Origin of the sequence: Pseudomonas sp. NPDC089752, assembly GCF_044748725.1 — a bacterium.
Classification (GTDB): Bacteria; Pseudomonadota; Gammaproteobacteria; order Pseudomonadales; family Pseudomonadaceae; genus Aquipseudomonas.
On record NZ_JBIVGP010000007.1, the window covers coordinates 300,121 to 319,481 of the forward strand.

The following is a 19,361-nucleotide window of genomic DNA, read 5'->3' on the forward strand; positions in this document are numbered from 1 at the left end:
GTGATCCTTGCCCGCCCTGAGCCGCCCGAGAGTAGCCGCATGCCCAACACCATCCGTATCGCCGCCGCGCTGTTGATCGACCCGCAAGGCCGCACCCTGCTGGTGCGCAAGCGCGGTACCCAGGCGTTCATGCAGCCAGGCGGCAAGATCGATGCAGGTGAGTCGCCGGTGGAGGCGCTGGTGCGTGAACTGCACGAAGAACTCGGCCTGTGCATCGACCCAGCCCAGGCCGTGCACCTGGGCCGCTTTAGCGCCCCTGCCGCCAACGAGCCAGGCTTTGAAGTACAGGCCGAACTGTACCGCGTCGACAGCGCCGAGCAGGTGTTGCCGGCGGCAGAAATCGAGGAAGTGGTGTGGCTGGCGGCGGACGAGGCGCCAGTATTGGAACTGGCACCACTGACCCGTGACCTGATCCTGCCGCTGTACCGCCAGGCTGTCAGCGTACCGCGCTGACCCCATCGAGGGTGGCGAACGAGGTGTCCTTGGCGGTCAGCAGGAAGTCGCGCATGTACGGTGCATCGAGCATGTCGGTGCGCACCGCCGCGTAGAGCGTGGCGAACAGGCCTTTCTCGCCCAGGCGCTTGCCCTTCACGTAACCGCGCGAGCTGTACTCGTGCAGCGCCCAGTGCGGCATGCCGCACACACCACGGCCGCTGGCCACCAGCTGCATCATCATCACCGTCAGCTCCGAGGTGCGCACCGCGGCCGGTTCGATGTCGGCCGGCTCCAGGAAGCGGGTGAAGATATCCAGCCGATCGCGTTCCACGGGGTAGGTGATCAGCGTCTGGTCGAGCAGATCCTGGGGCACCATGTAGGGCTTGCTGGCCAGCGGGTGCTGGTTGGCCACGGCGAGCATGGCTTCATAGGTGAACAGCGGCACATAAGTGATGCCGGCGAGGTCCAGAGGGTCGGAGGTGACCACCAGGTCCAGGTCGCCACGGGCCAGAGCCGGCAGCGGGGCGAAGGCGAAGCCCGAGGCCAAATCCAGCTCCACTTCCGGCCAGGCATCGCGGAACTGGTCGATGGTTGGCATCAGCCATTGGAAGCAACTGTGGCACTCGATGGCCATGTGCAGGCGCCCGGCAGTACCGCCGGCTAGGCGTGCGATGTCCCGCTCGGCGCCGCGCAGCAGGGGCAGGGTGGCATCGGCCAGTTGCAGCAGGCGCAGGCCGGCGCTGGTGAAGCGGATCGGTTTGCTCTTGCGCACGAACAACGGCAAGCCCAGGCGTTCTTCCAGTTCCTTGAACTGGTGAGACAGCGCCGATTGAGTCAAGTGCAGACGCTCCGCAGCCTCGACCAGGCTATCGGCCTCGCGCAAGGCATGAAGGGTTTTCAGGTGGCGCATCTCCAGCACGGCTGACTCCGGGAAATAATTTTGCAGTAAGCAGGGATGAGTTGAGTTTCCCTCATGTTGCTCAGGCTGTCGACTGGACGTTGCGCCGCACCGCTCGGCAGGGTTCATCAAACTGTCACTGAACTGTGGCAGCGCGCCCGAATTAAATTCATCAGACTCGCGCTCTACTGGGGATCTGCATTCTGGTGTTTCTTTCATGCGGGCTTTTTTGCTGTTTTTCTTCTTTCTCGTCAGCGTGCCGGCGACGTTCGCCGATCAGCGTTGTGACGCTCAAGTCGCCGTACAGCGGGCCGAACTGGGTGACCTGAGCCTGGTCTACCAGAGCGTCGGTGCGCCCCGCGATCCGGCATTGCTGCTGGTGATGGGGTTGGGCGGGCAACTTATCCATTGGCCGGATGACGTGGTCGAGGCTTTGTGCCGCCAGGGCTTTCGGGTCATTCGCTATGACAATCGCGACGTCGGCCTGTCGCGCTGGAACCAGCTGCCACCGTCGGCCAATCTGACTGTGGAGCTGCTGCGCTACAAGCTAGGTTTGCAGGTTGCGGCGCCTTACACCCTGACCGATATGGCGGGTGATGGGCTGCGGTTGATGGACTCGCTGGAAATACGGCAATTCCATGTGCTGGGCGTCAGCATGGGCGGCATGATCGCCCAGCACATGGCCTCGATGGCGCCGGAGCGAGTGCGTAGCCTGACACTGGTGATGTCCAGCTCTGGCGCGGCGGGTTTGCCGGCGCCGGATCCTGCCTTGGTGCAGTTGCTGGCTCGACGCAGCGCACCGAATCGGCAAGTGGCCATTGAGCAGCAGGCTGACCTGCTGGCGGCCTTGGGCAGCCCTGAGGTTCACGATGATCGTGCCGCGTTGCTGCAACAGGCGGCTGTGGCCTATGACCGGGCATTCAACCCCGATGGTGCGAAGCGCCAGATCATGGCGATCCTTGCCGAGCCGAGCCGGGTGGGGCTGCTCAATCAGCTACGGGTGCCGACGCTGGTGGTGCATGGCACGGCTGATCCGTTGCTGCCGGTGATGCATGGGGTGCACTTGGCGGCGCATATTCAAGGCAGCCAGTTGCGGCTGATTCCGGGGCTGGCGCATCGTTTCCAGGAGGAATTCAAGGCGCCGTTGCTGGGGGCGGTGCTGCCCTACCTGCAGTCGCATCGGCAGGATGTCACGCATATCGCAGGGCTTTGACCTCCCCTGGTGGGAGCGGCTTCAGCCGCGAAACAGGCGACGCGGTGGATGGCACCGGCTTCGCCGGTGTTCGCGGCTGAAGCCGCTCCTACGGGGATCTCAGCCGAGCCCGTACTTCTTCACTTTGTCGAACAGCGTGGTCTTGGCCATGCCCAGCTCCTGGCTGGCCTGGCTGAGGTTGCCACCGGTGCGCTGCAGGGCGTCGCTGAGCAGGTTGCGCTCGAAGGCTTCAACCGCCTCGGCAAAGCCCAGGCCCTGGCTGGCGCCACCACTCGGGCCTTTCTTGAAGGCTGGTAAACCCAGGGCATAGCGTTCGGCCACGTTGCGCAGTTCACGCACGTTGCCCGGCCAATCATGGGCCATGAGGCGCGACAAGGTCTGGCTGTCCAACGTCGGCGTCTCGCGGTCGAAACGCAGCGCCGACTGCTGCAGGAAATGTTCGAACAACTGCAGGATGTCTTCGCGGCGCTCGCGCAGCGGCGGCAACTCCAAGGTCACCACGTTCAGCCGGTAGTACAGGTCGCTGCGGAATTGCCCAGTCTGGCCGAGGGCATCGAGGTCGGCCTTGGTTGCGGCAATGACCCGGCAATCGACGGCAATGCTCTGGTTCGAGCCCAGGCGCTCCAAGGTGCGCTCCTGCAACACCCGCAGCAGTTTGATCTGCAGATTGATCGGCATGCTCTCCACCTCATCGAGGAACAGCGTGCCGCCATTGGCGTGTTCGATCTTGCCGATGCGGCGCTTGCCCGCGCCGGTAAAGGCGTTGGCTTCATGGCCGAAGATCTCGCTTTCGAAGAGGTTTTCCGGCAGGCCACCGCAGTTCAGCGCGACGAAGGGCTGGCCCTGGCGGCGGCTGAAGTCGTGCAGGCAACGTGCGACAAGTTCCTTGCCTGTACCCGTCTCGCCTTCAATCAGCACATTGGCCGAAGTATCGGCGACGTTGGCGATCAGTTCGCGCAGGTGTTCCATGGCCGGGGAGCGGCCGATGATGCGACCCTCCAGGCTGCTCTGTTCAGCCAGTTGGCGGCGCAGGGCCAGCACTTCACGCGACAGCCCGCGCTGTTCCAGGGCGCGGCGCACCACGTCGACCAGGCGCTCCGGCGAAAAAGGCTTCTCCATGAAATCGTAGGCGCCGTTGCGCATGGCCCCGACCGCCATGTCGATATCGCCATGGCCGGTGATCAGCACCACCGGCAAGCTGCGGTCACGTGCCTTGAGGCGGTTGAGCAGTTCCAGGCCATCGATGCCTGGGAGGCGGATGTCGCTGACGACGATGCCGGCGAAATCATCGCCGATGCGTTCCAGGGCCTGCTCCGCGCTGCCTACACCTTCGCAGGCGATGTCTTCCAGGGCCAGCGCCTGTTGGCAGCCGAGCAGCACGTGCGGGTCGTCTTCGACGATCAAGACAGTAAGTGGCGCTTGGTTCATGGGAGCTCTGCCGATTCGTTAGGAGGGGAGGCCAGCGGCAGGGCGAGGACGAATGCGGTCCCGCCGTTGCCCGGGTGCTCGACATTGAGGCTGCCCTTGGCGGCGGCGGCGAGGCTCGCCGACAGGGTCAGGCCCAGGCCCAGGCCGTGTTCGCCCGGCTTGGTGGTGAAAAAAGGTTCGAACAGGTGCTTGCGCGTTTCGGCATCGATGCCGTGGCCGTTGTCGCGTACCCGCAGGCGATATTTGTCGCCGTGCAGTTCGCCCTCCAGCCACAGTTCAGGCAGTGGCACGGTGGCCATGGCGTCGAGGGCGTTGCCGATCAGGTTGACCAGAATCTGCTCCAGGCGGGTCTGGTCGATGGCCAGTTGTTGGTCGTCGAACTGGCTGTGCAGCTTCAGGTGACAACCGCTGATGCGGTTGCCCAGGACCTGCAAGCTGGCTTCCACGGCCTTGGTCAGCGAGGCCTGGCCACTGTCGTCGCCACGCCGGGCGAACGAGCGCAGGCTGGCGGTGATGCGACCCATGCGGTCGATCAGGTCATTCATGGTGCGCAGGTTGGTGCTGGCGGTTTCCAGCGCGCCGCGCTCCAGGAAGCGCACGGTGTTACCGGACAAGGTGCGCAACGCCGCCAGCGGCTGATTGAGTTCGTGGGCGATGCTGGTGGACATCTGCCCGATGGCCGCCAGCTTGCCTGCCTGCACCAACTCGTCCTGAGCATGGCGCAAGGTCTGCTCGGCGTGGCGTCGCTCGCGGATCTGGCCCTTGAGCCGCTCGTTGCTGGCGCGCAGGTCGGCGGTACGGTCGGCGATGCGCCGTTCCAGCTGGCTGTTGGCCTCTTCCAGCGCCTCACGGGCAGCCAGGCGGGTGGCAATCACCTTGCGTCGCTCGTTCCAGGCGATGCCGAGAATTGCCAGCAGGGCGAACGCCACGCCGACCAGAATGCCTTGCATCATCGATTCGCGGCGCAGGTCCTGCAAGGGGGTGAGCAGGGTGAAATGCCAGGGAGTGTCGACCAGGCGCCGGGTCTGCGCCAGGTACGCCACCTCGTGGGGCTTGCCGTGGGCGGTTTCGCTGTTGGCCGGGAAGGTCAGTTTTTCCACGCCATCGGCCAATGTCTCGCGGGCCAGCGGCTCCAGCTCGTTAAGCGGCCACCAGTAATATTGCAGGCTGCGCGCCAGGCGTTCCTTGATTTGCGGGGTCAGCGGGCGCACCGATTTCAACCGCCGCGCCGGGTCGCTGGAGAGGATGATGATGCCATTTTCGTCGCTGACGAAGGCTTCCAGGCGAGCGCGCTGCCAGCGCTCCTCCAGGGTGTCGAGACGCACCTTGATCACCGCCACGCCAATGATCTTGCCGTGTTCCTCCAGGCCGTGGGCCAGGTAGTAGCCCGCTTCGCCCGTGGTGCTGCCGATGCCGTAGAAACGGCCCGGTTCGCCGCGCACGGCGGTCTGGAAATAGGCGCGGAACGACAGGTCTTCACCGAGGAACGAGTCGGCATCGCGCCAGTTGCTGGTGGCCTGCACGCGGCCATTGGTATCGAGGACGAAGATCGCCCGGCTGCGGCTACGGCGGTTCAGGCCTTCGAGATATTCGTTGACGGCTTGGCGAGGGCCGCCGTCAGGGTCGGTGAGCAGCTGCGAGACGCTGTCTTCCAGCTCCAGCAGGCTGGGCAAATAAGTGTACTTGCTGATTTCGCTCTCGACCGTGCGCGCGTGCAGTTCAAGCGCGCGCTCGCCGTTATCGCTGAGGGTGCGGATGCCGTTGCTTTCGCTGATCAGGTACCCAGCCATCCCTAGACCGACCATCAGCAGGATGATCAGGGGCGGCAACAGCAATTGGCGGATCAGGCGGGATTTCACGGCAGGCTTGGCAGGAAGAAGTAGCGAGGGGTCGCATTTCATCACAGTGGCCTTGTCACGACCAGCATCCGCTGCCCGGAGGAGCCCGGAGCAGCGGAAGCGGTGGCCGACTTAGTGTTGCAGGATCTTGCTGAGGAAGTGCTGGGTGCGTTGGTCGCGGGCGCTCTGGTCACCGAAGAATTCTTCCTTGGTACAGTCCTCGATGATGCTGCCCTTGTCCATGAAGATGACCCGGTTGGCGACCTTGCGTGCAAAGCCCATCTCGTGGGTCACGCACATCATGGTCATGCCCTCGTGGGCCAGCTGCACCATCACGTCCAGTACTTCGCTGACCATCTCCGGGTCCAGTGCCGAGGTCGGTTCGTCGAACAGCATGACGATCGGGTCCATGGCCAGCGCGCGGGCAATCGCCACGCGCTGCTGCTGGCCGCCGGAGAGCTGGCCGGGGTGCTTCTTGGCGTGGGCACTGAGGCCGACGCGATCGAGCAGGGCCAGGCCCTTCTTGGAGGCTTCCGCCTCGCTGCGGCCGAGGACCTTGCGTTGGGCGATGGTCAGGTTCTCGGTGATGGTCAGGTGCGGGAACAGCTCGAAGTGCTGGAACACCATGCCCACGCGTGAACGCAGCTTGGGCAGGTTGGTCTTCGGGTCGGCGATGGAGGTACCGTCGACCACGATGTCGCCCTTCTGGAACGGCTCCAGCGCGTTGACGCACTTGATCAAGGTGGATTTACCCGAGCCCGACGGGCCGCAAACCACCACCACTTCGCCTTTCTTGACCTCGGTGCTGCAGTCGGTCAGTACCTGGAAGTCGCCGTACCACTTGTTGACGTTCTTGATGGAAATCATACGGTGATCCTTTTTTGCAGGCGCTTGACCAGCCACGAAGCGGAGAAGCTGATGAGGAAGTAGACGACCCCGGCGAAGATCAGGAACTCATGGGAGCGCCCGATGATGTCGCCGTTGGAGCGTGCCGAGTTGAGGAAGTCGACCAGGCCCACGGTGTACACCAGCGAGGTGTCCTGGAACAGGATGATGCTCTGCTGCAGCAGCAGCGGGGTCATCTTGCGGAAGGCCTGGGGCAGGATGATCAGGCGCATGGTCTGCGCGTAGTTCATGCCCAGCGCCTGCGCGGCGCCCATCTGGCCCTTGGAGATCGACTGCACGCCAGCCCGCACGATTTCACAGAAGTACGCGGCCTCGAACATCATGAAGGCGACCACGCAGGAGGTGAAGGCACCCACCGGGGTGTCCTCGCCGGTGATCCAGCGCAGCACGAACGGCACCGCCAGGTAGAACCAGGTGATCACCAACAGCAGCGGGATCGAGCGGAAGTAGTTGACGTAGGCGCCAGCCACCCGCGACAGCAGTTTGCTCGACGACAGGCGCATCAGGGCCAGGACGGTACCCAGCGCGATACCGCCCACCACGCCCATGACCATCAGCTTGAGGGTCATGACCATGCCTTCCCAGAGGGCGGGCAGGGCCGGGATGATTTCGCTGAAATCCATTTCCATTTACTTGCCCCCCACGGAAATCAGGCCCGGCACGGCGACTTTCTTCTCGACCATGCGCATGAGCAGCATCAGGCCCATGTTCAGGGTGAAATAGATCAGCGTGGCCAGGGTGAACGCTTCGAACAGGTTGGCGGAAAATTCAGCGGTCTGTTTGGTCTGCGCGAGCAGTTCCATCAGGCCGATCAGCGAAGCCACCGAGGAGTTCTTGAACACGTTCAGAAACTCGGAAGTGAGCGGCGGAATGATGATCCGGTACGCCTGCGGCAACAGCACGTTGTTATAGATTTGCGGCAGGCTGAAGCCCATCGCGCGGGCAGCGGCTTCCTGGCCCTTGGGCAGCGCCTGGATACCGGTACGCACCTGTTCGCAGACCCGTGCGGCGGTGAACAGGCCGAGGCAGATGACCACGCTGATCAACGCCGACGTGGTCGGGTTGAGGTCTTGCTTGAACCATTCCTGCAGGCCTTCGGGCAGCAGGTCCGGTACCAGGAAGTACCAGATGAACAGCTGCACCAGCAGCGGCACGTTGCGGAACAGCTCCACGTAAGCCGTGGCGATACCCGATACCAAGCGGTTGGGCACGGTACGCATGACGCCGAGGACAGACCCCAGCAACAGCGCGATGATCCAGGCGGTGATGGCGATGGCGATAGTCCAGCCCAGGCCGGTGATGTACCAGTCCAGATAGGTTTCGCTGCCCACGCCGGTGGACTTGAAGAACACGCCCCAGTCCCAGTTGTAATTCATCGGGATTTCCCCTCAGACGGTTGTTTCACGGGCACCTTCGAGCATCCGGGGGCGCTTGGCGCCCTCGGATGAAAGGTTAGACACTAATGAGTAGCCTGCAGAATTGATTCGTGTGCTTGCGCACCAGGCCACTATCTGAGGATCAGGACTTCTTCTCGTCCGCGGCCTTGTCGGTCGGCTCGGCGATCAGTTTTTTCAGCTCATCGCTCATCTGGAACTGCAGGTTCAGGCCTTTTGGCGGGATTGGCTGCATGAACCACTTGTCGTAGCTCTTGTTGACCTCGCCCGACTTGAAGTAGCCGACGATGGCCTCGTCGACCGCTTTCTTGAACGCGGCATCTTCCTTGCGCACCATGCAGCCGTAGATTTCGTAAGACTGAGGGGTACCGGTGATGACCCAGTCGGACGGCTTGCGCGCCTTGGCCATTTCACCGGCCAGCAGGGCGTCGTCCATCATGAAGGCCACGGCGCGGCCGCTTTCGAGCATGTTGAAGGCTTCACCGTGGTCCTTGGCGGAAATCACGTTCATCTTCATCTGCTTGTCGGCGTTCATCGCCTTGAGGATGCGCTCGGAGGTGGTACCGGCGGTGGTCACCACGTTCTTGCCGGCCAGGTCCGGGAAGTCTTTGTAGGACGGCTGACCATCCTTGACCTTGGTCAGCAGGCGCGTGCCGACTTCGAAGATGCCCACCGAGAAGCCAACCTGCTGCTGGCGCTCGACGTTGTTGGTGGTGGAGCCGCACTCAAGGTCGACGGTGCCGTTCTGCACCAGCGGGATGCGGGTCTGGGAGGTGACCAGGTTGTACTTGACCTTGATGTCGGTGCCCAGTTGCTTCTTCAGGGCTTCGACCACTGCCAGCTGGATGTCGTGGGAGTAGCCCACAGGCTCCGGCTTGCCAGCCAGGTAGGAAAACGGAATGGAGGAGTCGCGGTGCCCCAGGGTGATGGTGCCCGAATCCTTGATCTTCTTCAGGGTGCCGGTCAGTTCTTCGGCCATGGCGGGCGAAGCGATGACCGCGGCCGCGATGGCGGCGCCCAGCAATTGACGAACGATACGCATCAAATTTTCCTCGACGTGTTTGTTTTTTTTATGGAGCCGTTGGCGGACTCTTTCGTTCAACGAATACCGCAAGAAGCGAGAGCATTCGGCTACCAAGTGTAGAGCATGAGTCGTGCCAAGCTCTCTGTTTTATGATAACGGCCTGTAAACCGAGAGGTTCAAGGGTTTTTCAAGTAACGGCGAAGTTCAAGTTGATCGAATATCCGAACGAATACTTTTCCGCTGTTCGGAAAACCGAACGAGGGGTGCGAGCACTAAGTAACGCCCAACCCCACGCGCAAGCAGGTGTCATGGGGCGACTCATCACGGAGCCGTCCTATGCCTCAGCCGCCTTTCGATCCCGATTCTATCGATACACTCATTGCACAACGGTTACCCGCCTGGCTCATTGCTGGCGACAAGCCCGAACGCCTGGTTGCATTGCACGCCGCGTTGGCCCGCCAAGACCAGGCGGCCCAGCGCCTGGGCGCAGTGATCAACGCCATCCCGGCCCCGCATGACTTTGCCGAACCGCTGTTGCAGGCTGCGTTGACTCAGCGTGGGGTCACCCCTGTCGACCTACGGCGTGGCACTTTGCATCTCACCCAGCGGGTCCAGGCACCCACTGCCGCACCCAACCTGCCCAGGCGCGAGATTGAACGCAAATCCTCGCGCAGGCTGCTTGCCGCCGCCTTGCACAACTTCCATGTAAGCGAAACACGGCCTTCGATACTGTTGAAAGGGGAGTTGCGCGCAGCCGATGGCAGCGTGATCCCGATAGGCTTCCATGCCTTCGCCGGCTTGTGTCGCAGCGTGGATGTGGGCGGCCAGTACCAGGCATTGCTGGAAACCCGCCTCAGACCGCTCGACCAGCCTGGGCACGAGCATGGCGACACGGCCCAGACAGTGGAGCAGTTGTTCGAAGACAGCCAGCAAGCGCACTTTGAAGTCGCCATACGCATTGCCGCACTCAAAGGCGTTCTCGATGAGCACGACTTCCTGCAGCTGTTACCCCTGTTTGCAGGCAAACCCCAGGTGCCAGCGGTGCCTGGGCAAGTAGCTGCCCGTCAGCTTTATCTACTGGGTAAATGCATGCGCGGCATCGTGACCCTGGAACTACAGGGTGGCGCCGACGCTGCACTGCAAAAGGTGATTGCCTGGATTCCGGGCGATCCGCAGCAATCGGTGTTGCAGCATGCGTCTTGGCAGGCGCTATACGATGCCTTGGGCGAACGCCTGCGCGATGCGGACTATCGAACCTTCTTCTACCGTTTTCTGAGCGAGCGTGACCGGGCCAGCTTTGCTGGCGCCTTGCTTGAACAGGTGCAAAGCCAAGCCTCTGCACTGCAACTCGACGGGCGTAACCTGCCGATTACCACTACGTTGCGTGAGCACCTGCGCACCCTGCAGATCGAAAAGTTGTTCGACGACGCGCGCGTCCTGGCGGTACCTACGGGAGATGAAGACGCGCAAGATCGGCGTCAGCGCCTCGATGCATACAAGGAGCTGGGGTTTGGCGTGCTCGGGCTCGCTGCGCTGTTCGTGCCGGTCTTGGGTGAAGTGTTGCTGGCAGTGACAGCGGTGCAGATTGCCGACGAAGTTTATGAAGGTTATGAAAGCTGGGTGATCGGCGACCGCAGGCAAGCGCTGGAACATCTGTTCAATGTCGCGCAAACGGTGCTGGTGAATGCATTGATCGCCAAAGGCAGTTCGATGGCGGCGCAGGTCTTTGACCGTTTCGCGCTCGTCGATGAGCTGGCTCCCATGCGCCACGCCTCAGGTCAGGTGCGCTTGATGCGAATGGCCACTCAACCTCAGTACCTTGAAGGCGATAGCCTGCTCATTCGGCAGTTCGGTGGAAAATTGGCCAAGGTCACCGACCAAGCCGCTGCCCACCTGTTGGAAACCACAGGCTTTGAGCCCAAGCAATTGCGCCGCTTGCTTGCAGAGCGCGCCCAGGCGCCATCGCGGCTGCTCGAGGCCCACGACCTGTACACGGCTCACAGGCAACAGCCCCAGTTGCGAGGGGGCGGCCTGGATGCGTGGCTGCGCGAGCGCTGGCCAGCACCGGCTACTGAAGAGACCGTGTTGATGCGCCAATTTCCCTCGCTATCGCGTAGCGGCGCTCGGGAGGTGCTCGAGCACAGCAGCACGCTCGAGCAGCAACGGCTCGTGGATACCCAGCGCATTCCCCTGAGCCTGTTGGAGCGTATACGTTGGCAATTGCGCGAAAGTCGCATCGATCGGGCCTGTGCCGGGCTGCGTCTGGACCGCGCGGCCAATGCCGACACCGAGCAGCTTGCCCTGGGTCTGGTCGACACGCTGGCGGCCTGGCCGGAGTCGGTCAGGGTGGAGCTGCGTGAGGGTGGCCCGGCGGGTGAACTGCGGGCTTCGTGGGGCTCGGCGCAGGCCAATGAAGTGGTGCTGATCGTGCGTCACCCCATGGGGTACAGCTCGAAGGTCGGGGGGGATGAGGCTGGAAGCCTGCTAGGCAGTCTCATGCAGAACATGACCGCGTCCCAGCAGCGCATTCTGGCCAGCGCGGCGCTGGATGAACAGGCGCTGGGCGATCGCCTCGCACGGCTCGCAGGTCAGGACCGCGAACGTGTTGCCAACATGATTGGCATGGCACCGACAGGCCGGGGCTGGCGTCCCCCTCAGCGTTTTGCCGATGGCCGGCTCGGGTATCCACTCAGCGGCAGGCCGGGCGGTGGCAGGCGGGCGATCCGGTGCGGCATCCATCGGATTTTCCCGACATTGGACGAGGATCAAATGCAGGCGTACCTGCTCGACGTGATGTCTCGAAGCGGCGATCTCTGGCAGCACTACGCCGACCTGCAAGACCAGCTTAGCCGTTTGCGCACGGCGCTGAACGACTGGAGTGGACGCTGGCACTACCCACGGGACGCCTTGCGCCGGCAACGCGTGGCCAAACAGCTGCGCCGCAGTTGGCGACGGAAAATCACCAACGATGCTGGAGAGTACGTGTTGGAGGTGGAGGGAGAACGCGTCGGTGCCTTGCCAGTGCTGCCCCAGGATATTTCCTACGGGCATGTACAACGCCTGATTTTGCGCGATATGGAGCTGGCAGAGATCGACAGCGATTTTCTGGCGCGTTTTCCCGATCTGGTAGAACTCGACCTGACGGACAACCGCCTTTCTACGATCCCTGCGGGGATCGAGTATTTGAGAAAACTCAGGCAATTGCACCTGGCAGGTAACCAGATCGAAGTCACCAGTGCTGGAAATCAGCGCTTGTCGGCGCTGCGTAACCTTCGCTTGCTGGACCTGAGCGACAACCCGCTGGGGCGTGCACCCGAGCTTTCCGGGTTGTTCAATCTCGGTACGCTGAGGCTCAGGGCGACTGGTTTGGATCGGATCCCCGCCGGTTTGCCGGAAAACGCATGGGTGGATCTTCGCGATAATCAGATCCGTCAGGTGCGCGCGGACTTGCTGACCCTTCGCTCGCAGGTTGCGGGATTGTCCTTGCACGATAATCCGTTGGACCAAGCCAGCGCGGCGTTACTGGATGAAGCCGCAGGCGGTGTGGCCGCCGGGCAACCAGGCAGTGCCTCTTACCGACACCAGGCCGTCGATGATCAACTGCGTGACCAGTGGATAGGCCCTGCTGCCGATCCGCAGCGAGCGCTGACCTGGCAGACATTGCGTGAAGCCGAGGGTTCGGCTGGCCTGTTCCGCTTTCTGGCGGACTTTGCCGGTCAGGAGGACTTCCAGAGATCCCCCATCCACTACCGCAGACGCGTCTGGGATATCCTCGACTACTGCGCGCAGCACGAATCCATGCGTCGACGTCTGTTCGAGGAAGCCTCCGGCCCACGAACCTGCGCTGATCAGCTGTTGATGATCCTCGATCAAATGGAGGTGAATCTTGTTGCAGAGCGACCACTCGAAGATGTGCCGATGGATCAGCTCGATATGGCGATATGGAGGCACGGTCGTGGGCTTTGGCGGTTGGACCAGGTCAATGAGCAGGCCGAACGGCACATTGAGCAGTTGCGCCAGCAAGCGCGGCACATTGTGGATCCGTTGGAAGTGACGCTGTGCCTGCGGGTCAATCTGGCCCGCGAGCTGGAGTTGCCAGTGGTGACGCGCAAGATGCACTACCAAAGTTACGCTCATGTGACCCGAGGCGATTTGCAAAAAGTGAAGGCGAACGTCCTGGCAAACGAAACGACCGATACCCTGGTAGCCTCGTTGAGCCAGCGGCCTTTCTGGCGCGAGCAGGCGCGCCGACTTGCCTGGCAGCGTTTCGAAGATATCAGTGAGCCGTTCTATCAACGCTACGCTGAGCTCGAGGAGGACTGCGCTGCCCAACGCATTACTGAAGCGATGCTCGACGAGCAGGGCAGGGCGCTAAGTGCCGAGCTCGCCGCGCTTCAGGATGACCTGCTGCTTACGCTGGCGCAGGAGCTCGAGCAACGATTGCACGCCTGATCATGCCGCGCAGGTACGTGCTGGAGTGGCCTGCTTGCGCTGCAGGTAATCCGCCAGCACGTTTCGCTCATCGGCGCTGATGAACAGCCCCAGTTTGGTCCTGCGCCAGAGAATGTCGTCGATATCGATTGCCCACTCCTCACGGCGCAGGTAATCCACTTCAACGCTGAACAGGCCGCCACCGATCGGCTGGCCCAGATCCTGCGGCCCCTCAACGCCGTCAAGCAGTTGCCAGACACGGCTACCGTAGGTCTGAGCCCAGCGCTTGGCGATATCGGCCGCCAGCCAGCCGTGGCGTGCCTGGATGGCATCGGCCAACGCCAGGCTGGTGGTCATGTTTTCGCCGCCCGGCAACGGTGCCAAAGCGGTCCAGCTGCCACGCATCTGGGTGAAGAACGGCTTGAGTTCAGCCATCGCCGACTCGGCGAGTTTGCGATAGGTGGTCAGCTTGCCACCGAACACCGAGAGTAGGGGTGCTTGGCCTGCCTCGGCAGACAGGGCCAGGGTGTAGTCGCGAGTGACGGCCGAAGGGTTGTCCGATTCGTCGTTGCACAGGGGGCGAACGCCGGAATAGGTGTGCAGGATGTCGGCGCGGCTCAGCGGCTGATTGAAGTGTTCGTTGACCACGTTCAGCAGGTAGTCGGTTTCTTCCTCGCTGATCGCTACCTTGGCCGGGTCACCGCTGTATTCACGGTCGGTCGTGCCGATCAGGGTGAAGCGATCCAGGTAGGGGATGCAGAAAACGATGCGCTGATCTTCGTTCTGCAGAATGTAGGCATGTTCACCTTCGTACAGGCGCGGCACGATGATGTGGCTGCCCTGGATCAAGCGGATGCCGTAAGGCGCGTCGAGCTTGAGGTCGTCCTTGATGAAGCTGGCGACCCAGGGGCCGGCTGCGTTGACCAGGGCACGCGCTCGGATGCTGCGCAGGCTGCCGTCAGCCATCTGCAGGTCGACCTGCCACAGGCCATCGATACGCTCGGCACGCAGGCAGCGAGTGCGGGTATGGATGTGGGCCCCATTTTCACGAGCGGCCATCGCGTTGAGCACCACCAGGCGTGCGTCATCGACAGCGCAATCGGCATATTCGAATCCACGGGTGATCGCCGGCTTCAACGGGTAACCCGGGCCGAAGCGCAGGCCGCGCGAGGCGCCCAGGCGTTTGCGCTTGCCCAAGTGATCGTACAGGAACAGGCCGGCGCGGATCATCCAGGCTGGACGCAGGTGAGGGCGATGCGGCAAGACGAAGCGCATCGGTTTGACGATGTGCGGGGCCTTGGCCAGCAACACCTCACGTTCGGCCAGGGCTTCGCGCACCAGACGGAATTCGTAGTGCTCCAGGTAGCGCAGGCCGCCATGGATCAGCTTGCTGCTGGCCGATGAGGTGTGCTGCGCCAGGTCGTCCTTTTCGCAAAGGAATACATCCAGGCCGCGCCCCGCAGCATCGGCAGCGATGCCCACGCCATTGATGCCGCCGCCGATCACGGCGAGATCGTAGCAGTCGGCGAGTGGGGGCTGGGAGGAAACGGGCTGGGACACGGGCAAGGCCTCCTGGTTTGTTCACATCGAAAGTGAACATCAATGTTCGTTTGCGAAAATACTAGCGCAATAGAAGCGCGGTCGCCAGTCAGTCTTTATAGAAAAAACTGATCAGATGACAACGAAATGAACATTTATGAAAATAAGGGGCCGCTGCGGCGGCCCGTCACGACTCAGACCACGTCCAAGCGGACCTTGTACTGATTGAGCAGTTGGGTGAGGCCAGGCGTAGGTGTCTGGTCGGTTACCAGGCAGTCGACCAGGCTGATCGAACCCATGCGTACCATGGCGTTGCGCCCGAACTTGCTGGAGTCGGCAGCGAGAATGACTTGCCGGGCGTTGGCGATGATCGCCTGCGAAACCCGTACTTCCTGGTAGTCGAAGTCCAGCAGGCTGCCGTCTTCATCGATGCCGCTGATACCGACCAGGGCGTAATCGACCTTGAACTGGCTGATGAAGTCTACGCTGGCCTGGCCCACCACCCCTCCATCGCGGCGTACCGTGCCGCCGGCCACCAGCACTTCGAAATCATCCTTGGCCGCCAGGATCGCAGCCACGTGCAGGTTGTTGGTGATGACTTTCAGCTGGCTGTGATTAAGCAATGCCCGGGCAATCGATTCGGTGGTCGTGCCGATGTTGATGAACAGTGAGGCATGGTCGGGAATCTGCCGAGCGACGGCTTCGGCGATGCGCTGCTTCTCATCGCGCATCTGGTCGGCGCGCATGGCATAGGCGGTGTTTTCGATGCTCGAATCATAAGCCGCACCGCCGTGGTAGCGGCGCAGCAGGTTGAGTTCGGCAAGCAGGTTGATGTCACGCCGGATGGTTTGTGGCGTGACAATGAACAACTGTGCCATTTCTTCGATACTGACGTAGCCGCGTTCGCGCACCAGTTCGAGGATTTGTTGTTGGCGTGGGGGCAGATTCATGGGCGGTCCTTGGGGGCAGCCGGACAAATTCTGCAATGATGCCGTAGGAAAGGGATGACGACCAGTGGAGCATTGGGGCCGGCTGGCGGCCCCAACCTGTGTTACGCCTCGTGATCTTCCCAGTCACGGGTGCGCTCGACGGCCTTTTTCCAGCCGGCGTAAAGTTTCTCTTTCTCGGTGTCGTCCAGTTGTGGGCTGAACTCGCGCTCGATGATCGCCTTGTCACGCAGCTCGTCCAGGCTGCCCCAGAAACCACAGGCCAGGCCTGCCAGGTAGGCAGCACCCAAGGCGGTGGTTTCGCGCATTTTCGGGCGCTCCACGCAGGTGCCGAGGATGTCGGCCTGGAATTGCATGAGGAAGTTGTTGGCCACCGCGCCGCCATCGACACGCAACTCCGAAAGGCGCTCGCCGCAGTCCTGCTGCATGGCGTCGAGCACGTCGCGGGTTTGGTAGGCGATGGATTCCAGCGCGGCACGGATGATGTGATCGACCTTCACACCACGGGTAAGGCCAAACAGCGCACCCCGTGCGTACGGGTCCCAGTACGGGGCACCCAGGCCGGTGAAAGCAGGTACCAGGTACACGCCGTTGCTGTCCTTGACCTTGCTGGCGAAGTACTCGGTGTCCAGCGCGTCGTTGACGATCTTCAGCTCGTCGCGCAGCCACTGCACGGTGGAGCCGCCATTGAAGACTGCGCCTTCCAGGGCGTAGGCCACTTCGCCACGTGGGCCGCAGGCAATGGTGGTCAGCAGACCGTGGGAAGACTTCACCGCCTTGTCGCCGGTGTTCATCAGCAGGAAGCAGCCGGTGCCGTAGGTATTCTTGGCCTGGCCCGGCTCCACGCACATCTGGCCGAACAGTGCCGATTGCTGGTCGCCAGCGATACCGGCGATGGCGATGCCGCTCTTGGTATGGCCATACACTTCCGACGACGGACGTACTTCGGGCAGCATCTGCCGCGGGATGCCGAGGATTTCCAGCAGCTTGTCGTCCCACTGCAGGCTGTGGATGTTGAACATCAGCGTGCGCGAGGCGTTGGTGTAGTCGGTGACATGCACCTTGCCACCGGAGAACTTCCAGATCAGCCAGGTATCGACGGTGCCGAACAGCAGCTCGCCACGTTCGGCACGTTCGCGGGCACCTTCGACGTTGTCGAGGATCCACTTCAGCTTGGTGCCGGAGAAGTAAGGGTCGGTTACCAGGCCAGTGGTTTCGCGGATGTAGTCTTCATGCCCATCACGCTTGAGTTGCGCGCAGATCTCGGTACTGCGCCGGCACTGCCAGACCACGGCGTTGTAGACCGGGCGACCGGTTTCCTTGTCCCATACCACGGTGGTTTCGCGCTGGTTGGTGATGCCGATGGCGGCTACCTGGGCATGGCTGATGCCGGCCTGGGCCAGGGCTTCGACCATGGTGGCGCTCTGCGTGGCGAAGATTTCCATCGGGTCGTGCTCGACCCAGCCGGCTTGCGGATAGTGCTGGGCGAATTCGCGCTGAGAAGTGCCGACCACATTGGCGTCGCGGTCGAAAATAATGGCCCGCGAACTGGTGGTGCCCTGGTCCAGGGCGATGATGTAGTTCTTATCCTGGGTGTCTGTCATGGTCGTAGGCCTTGCAAAAAGAGGAGGTCAGGGCGTCAGCTTCAGTTGGCTTGAGTATCGCCCTGGCGATTGTCGTTTGTCTCAGGGTTCGCGCTTTGCGCCGCCGGCAGGTTGCGGGCAATCAGGCCACGATAGGTGGCGGCACCCAGGCAAGCGCCGAGTATCGGTGCGAACACCGGTACCAGGAAATAGGGAATGTCCCGACCGCCAGTGAAGGCGATTTCGCCCCAGCCGGCCAGGAAGGTCATCAGTTTTGGCCCGAAATCGCGGGCCGGGTTCATCGCGAAGCCGGTCAGCGGGCCCATGGCGCTACCGATCACGGCAATCAACAGGCCGATCAGCAGCGGCGCCATGGCGCCACGCGGTAGCCCGTTGTTGTCGTCGGTCAGGGCCATGATCACCGCCATGAGGATGGCGGTGATCACCACTTCGACCAGGAAGGCCTGGCCTGTGGACAGAGAAGGGTGCGGGTAGGTGGAAAACACCGAGGCCAGTTCCAGGCTCTCGGCGCTGCCTCGCAGCATGGCGTGGGCCTGTTCGAAATCGAAGAACAGGTTGCTGTACAGGGTGTACACCAGTGCCGCGCCGCAGAACGCACCGCAGACCTGCGCCAGCATGTAGAACGGCAGCTTGCGCTTGTCGAAACCGGCGAACAGGGTCAGGGCGATGCTCACCGCCGGGTTCAGATGCGCGCCGGAAATACCCGCGGTGAGGTAGATCGCCATGCTCACACCAACGCCCCAGATGATGCTGATTTCCCACAGGCCGAAGCTGGCGCCCGCGACCTTGAGGGCGGCAACACAACCGGTACCGAAGAAGATCAACAGCGCCGTGCCGAGAAATTCGGCCAGGCATTGGCTGGACAATGTGGGTTCGCGTAGAGCAGTCGTCATGTATGACCTCGTTCTTTTTGTTGTGAGGCGCTTGGCGCTCGACAGCAAAGCCCGGTGCCTATCCCCATTGGCATCGGGCATCTATAGGAATGCACCTTAAGAGTGCACCGTTTATTCAGAAACGAAAAAATATAGACAAGAAACGCTTATGTCAAAGGTCGAAAGTGAACGGTCGGTCACGAATTGGACGGCCTTTGCACCCTTGAATCCGCGAGTTAGACAGGGGCGTGGGAGGTGAACTGGCTGGGATGTGGGAATTGTCCTAAAGTAGCCGCCGATCTGTACAAGACCGGAGCCCTGCATGACCCCCGCCCTCGACCTGTTGAAAAAAGCCCGCGCCGAGCACCGTGTGCACAGTTATGAACATGACCCCAAATCGGCGTCGTACGGCCTGGAGGCGGCGGAAAAGCTCGGGCTCGATCCGCAGCAGGTGTTCAAGACCTTGCTGGCGAGCAGCGAGAAAGGGGAGCTGCTGGTGGCGGTCGTGCCCGTGGTCGGGACGCTGGACCTCAAGGCGCTGGCCCTTGCCGCCGGTGTGAAGAAGTGCGAGATGGCCGACCCGGCGGCGGCGCAACGGGCCACGGGATATCTGGTGGGTGGGATCAGCCCGCTAGGGCAGAAGAAACGTCTGCGCACCTTCATCGACGATTCGGCGCAAAGCTTTGCAACCATCCATGTCAGCGCCGGGCGGCGAGGGCTGGAAGTGGAATTGGCGGCGGCGGTGCTGGCTCAACATACCCAAGGGACGTTTGCCGGGATCGGTAGGGGCTGAGATGGCATGGGGTCGCATAGCGGCCCCATCGTTGAGAAT

General features: G+C 62.3%; 15 protein-coding genes. 4 read left to right on the forward strand and 11 right to left on the reverse strand.

Annotated features, from left to right (window positions below):
* Window positions 1-39 precede the first annotated feature (39 nt).
* The gene (locus ACIPZF_RS14495) at window positions 40-453 is read left to right on the forward strand and encodes an NUDIX domain-containing protein (RefSeq protein ID WP_400800392.1); all 414 of its coding nucleotides are present in this window, start codon (window positions 40-42) and stop codon (window positions 451-453) included.
* Here ACIPZF_RS14495 and metR read toward each other — a convergent pair.
* On the reverse strand, window positions 437-1,354 hold the full coding sequence (metR, locus tag ACIPZF_RS14500) for a transcriptional regulator MetR (RefSeq protein WP_400800395.1): 918 nt from the start codon (window positions 1,352-1,354) through the stop codon (window positions 437-439). The genes ACIPZF_RS14495 and metR overlap by 17 nt on opposite strands.
* A gap of 196 nt (window positions 1,355-1,550) precedes the next feature.
* Between metR and ACIPZF_RS14505 the strand changes: the two genes are divergently transcribed.
* Window positions 1,551-2,546 carry an alpha/beta fold hydrolase gene (locus ACIPZF_RS14505; protein WP_400800398.1) on the forward strand — a complete coding sequence of 332 codons (996 nt, stop codon included), beginning with the start codon at window positions 1,551-1,553 and terminating at the stop codon, window positions 2,544-2,546.
* A 99-nt stretch (window positions 2,547-2,645) separates the two neighbouring features.
* On the opposite strand, the gene ACIPZF_RS14510 is transcribed toward ACIPZF_RS14505, so the two are convergent.
* From ACIPZF_RS14510 to ACIPZF_RS14535, 6 genes are all read right to left on the reverse strand, one after another.
* Window positions 2,646-3,974 carry a sigma-54-dependent transcriptional regulator gene (locus ACIPZF_RS14510; protein WP_400800401.1) on the reverse strand — a complete coding sequence of 443 codons (1,329 nt, stop codon included), beginning with the start codon at window positions 3,972-3,974 and terminating at the stop codon, window positions 2,646-2,648.
* Window positions 3,971-5,875, reverse strand: a complete 1,905-nt coding sequence (locus tag ACIPZF_RS14515; RefSeq protein ID WP_400800404.1) for an ATP-binding protein — start codon at window positions 5,873-5,875, stop codon at window positions 3,971-3,973. The genes ACIPZF_RS14510 and ACIPZF_RS14515 overlap by 4 nt, the downstream gene beginning before the upstream one ends.
* 69 nt (window positions 5,876-5,944) lie before the next feature.
* Entirely contained in the window at window positions 5,945-6,679 is a 735-nt protein-coding gene (locus ACIPZF_RS14520; RefSeq protein ID WP_176511050.1) for an amino acid ABC transporter ATP-binding protein, read from the reverse strand.
* Complete coding sequence (locus ACIPZF_RS14525) at window positions 6,676-7,347, reverse strand: amino acid ABC transporter permease (RefSeq protein ID WP_400800407.1); 672 nt, start codon at window positions 7,345-7,347, stop codon at window positions 6,676-6,678. The genes ACIPZF_RS14520 and ACIPZF_RS14525 overlap by 4 nt, the downstream gene beginning before the upstream one ends.
* Window positions 7,348-8,094, reverse strand: coding sequence for an amino acid ABC transporter permease (locus ACIPZF_RS14530; RefSeq protein WP_012051388.1), 747 nt, complete (start codon window positions 8,092-8,094; stop codon window positions 7,348-7,350).
* A gap of 142 nt (window positions 8,095-8,236) precedes the next feature.
* Window positions 8,237-9,154, reverse strand: coding sequence for a glutamate/aspartate ABC transporter substrate-binding protein (locus ACIPZF_RS14535; RefSeq protein WP_400800410.1), 918 nt, complete (start codon window positions 9,152-9,154; stop codon window positions 8,237-8,239).
* 318 nt (window positions 9,155-9,472) lie between these two features.
* Here ACIPZF_RS14535 and ACIPZF_RS14540 point away from each other — a divergent pair, with 318 nt between their 5' ends.
* Complete coding sequence (locus ACIPZF_RS14540; RefSeq protein WP_400800412.1) at window positions 9,473-13,588, forward strand: NEL-type E3 ubiquitin ligase domain-containing protein; 4,116 nt, start codon at window positions 9,473-9,475, stop codon at window positions 13,586-13,588.
* On the opposite strand, the gene glpD is transcribed toward ACIPZF_RS14540, so the two are convergent.
* From glpD to ACIPZF_RS14560, 4 genes are all read right to left on the reverse strand, one after another.
* Complete coding sequence (gene glpD, locus ACIPZF_RS14545) at window positions 13,589-15,127, reverse strand: glycerol-3-phosphate dehydrogenase (RefSeq protein WP_400800415.1); 1,539 nt, start codon at window positions 15,125-15,127, stop codon at window positions 13,589-13,591. It lies immediately after the preceding gene.
* 173 nt (window positions 15,128-15,300) lie between these two features.
* Window positions 15,301-16,056 (reverse strand): DNA-binding transcriptional repressor GlpR, encoded by a 756-nt coding sequence (gene glpR, locus ACIPZF_RS14550; RefSeq protein WP_400800418.1) that lies wholly within the window; start codon window positions 16,054-16,056, stop codon window positions 15,301-15,303.
* 101 nt (window positions 16,057-16,157) lie between these two features.
* Entirely contained in the window at window positions 16,158-17,657 is a 1,500-nt protein-coding gene (gene glpK, locus ACIPZF_RS14555; RefSeq protein ID WP_400800419.1) for a glycerol kinase GlpK, read from the reverse strand.
* 41 nt (window positions 17,658-17,698) lie between these two features.
* A complete protein-coding gene (locus ACIPZF_RS14560; RefSeq protein WP_400800422.1) occupies window positions 17,699-18,550 on the reverse strand; it encodes an MIP/aquaporin family protein in 852 nt (283 codons plus the stop codon).
* 301 nt (window positions 18,551-18,851) lie between these two features.
* On the opposite strand from ACIPZF_RS14560, the gene ybaK reads away from it, so the two are divergent.
* A complete protein-coding gene (gene ybaK, locus ACIPZF_RS14565; RefSeq protein ID WP_400800424.1) occupies window positions 18,852-19,322 on the forward strand; it encodes a Cys-tRNA(Pro) deacylase in 471 nt (156 codons plus the stop codon).
* Window positions 19,323-19,361 lie beyond the last annotated feature (39 nt).

What these genes read in the sequence shown, in the direction of transcription:
- ACIPZF_RS14525 (WP_400800407.1), bottom strand. Translation starts at nt 7,347, where the DNA reads ATGGAAATGGATTTCAGCGAAATCATCCCGGCCCTGCCCGCCCTCTGG.
- glpK (WP_400800419.1), bottom strand. Translation starts at nt 17,657, where the DNA reads ATGACAGACACCCAGGATAAGAACTACATCATCGCCCTGGACCAGGGC.
- ACIPZF_RS14520 (WP_176511050.1), bottom strand. Translation starts at nt 6,679, where the DNA reads ATGATTTCCATCAAGAACGTCAACAAGTGGTACGGCGACTTCCAGGTA.
- ACIPZF_RS14510 (WP_400800401.1), bottom strand. Translation starts at nt 3,974, where the DNA reads ATGAACCAAGCGCCACTTACTGTCTTGATCGTCGAAGACGACCCGCAC.
- ACIPZF_RS14535 (WP_400800410.1), bottom strand. Translation starts at nt 9,154, where the DNA reads ATGCGTATCGTTCGTCAATTGCTGGGCGCCGCCATCGCGGCCGCGGTC.
- ACIPZF_RS14505 (WP_400800398.1), top strand. Translation starts at nt 1,551, where the DNA reads ATGCGGGCTTTTTTGCTGTTTTTCTTCTTTCTCGTCAGCGTGCCGGCG.
- ybaK (WP_400800424.1), top strand. Translation starts at nt 18,852, where the DNA reads ATGACCCCCGCCCTCGACCTGTTGAAAAAAGCCCGCGCCGAGCACCGT.
- ACIPZF_RS14540 (WP_400800412.1), top strand. Translation starts at nt 9,473, where the DNA reads ATGCCTCAGCCGCCTTTCGATCCCGATTCTATCGATACACTCATTGCA.
- ACIPZF_RS14560 (WP_400800422.1), bottom strand. Translation starts at nt 18,550, where the DNA reads ATGACGACTGCTCTACGCGAACCCACATTGTCCAGCCAATGCCTGGCC.
- ACIPZF_RS14515 (WP_400800404.1), bottom strand. Translation starts at nt 5,875, where the DNA reads ATGAAATGCGACCCCTCGCTACTTCTTCCTGCCAAGCCTGCCGTGAAA.
- glpR (WP_400800418.1), bottom strand. Translation starts at nt 16,056, where the DNA reads ATGAATCTGCCCCCACGCCAACAACAAATCCTCGAACTGGTGCGCGAA.
- ACIPZF_RS14495 (WP_400800392.1), top strand. Translation starts at nt 40, where the DNA reads ATGCCCAACACCATCCGTATCGCCGCCGCGCTGTTGATCGACCCGCAA.
- ACIPZF_RS14530 (WP_012051388.1), bottom strand. Translation starts at nt 8,094, where the DNA reads ATGAATTACAACTGGGACTGGGGCGTGTTCTTCAAGTCCACCGGCGTG.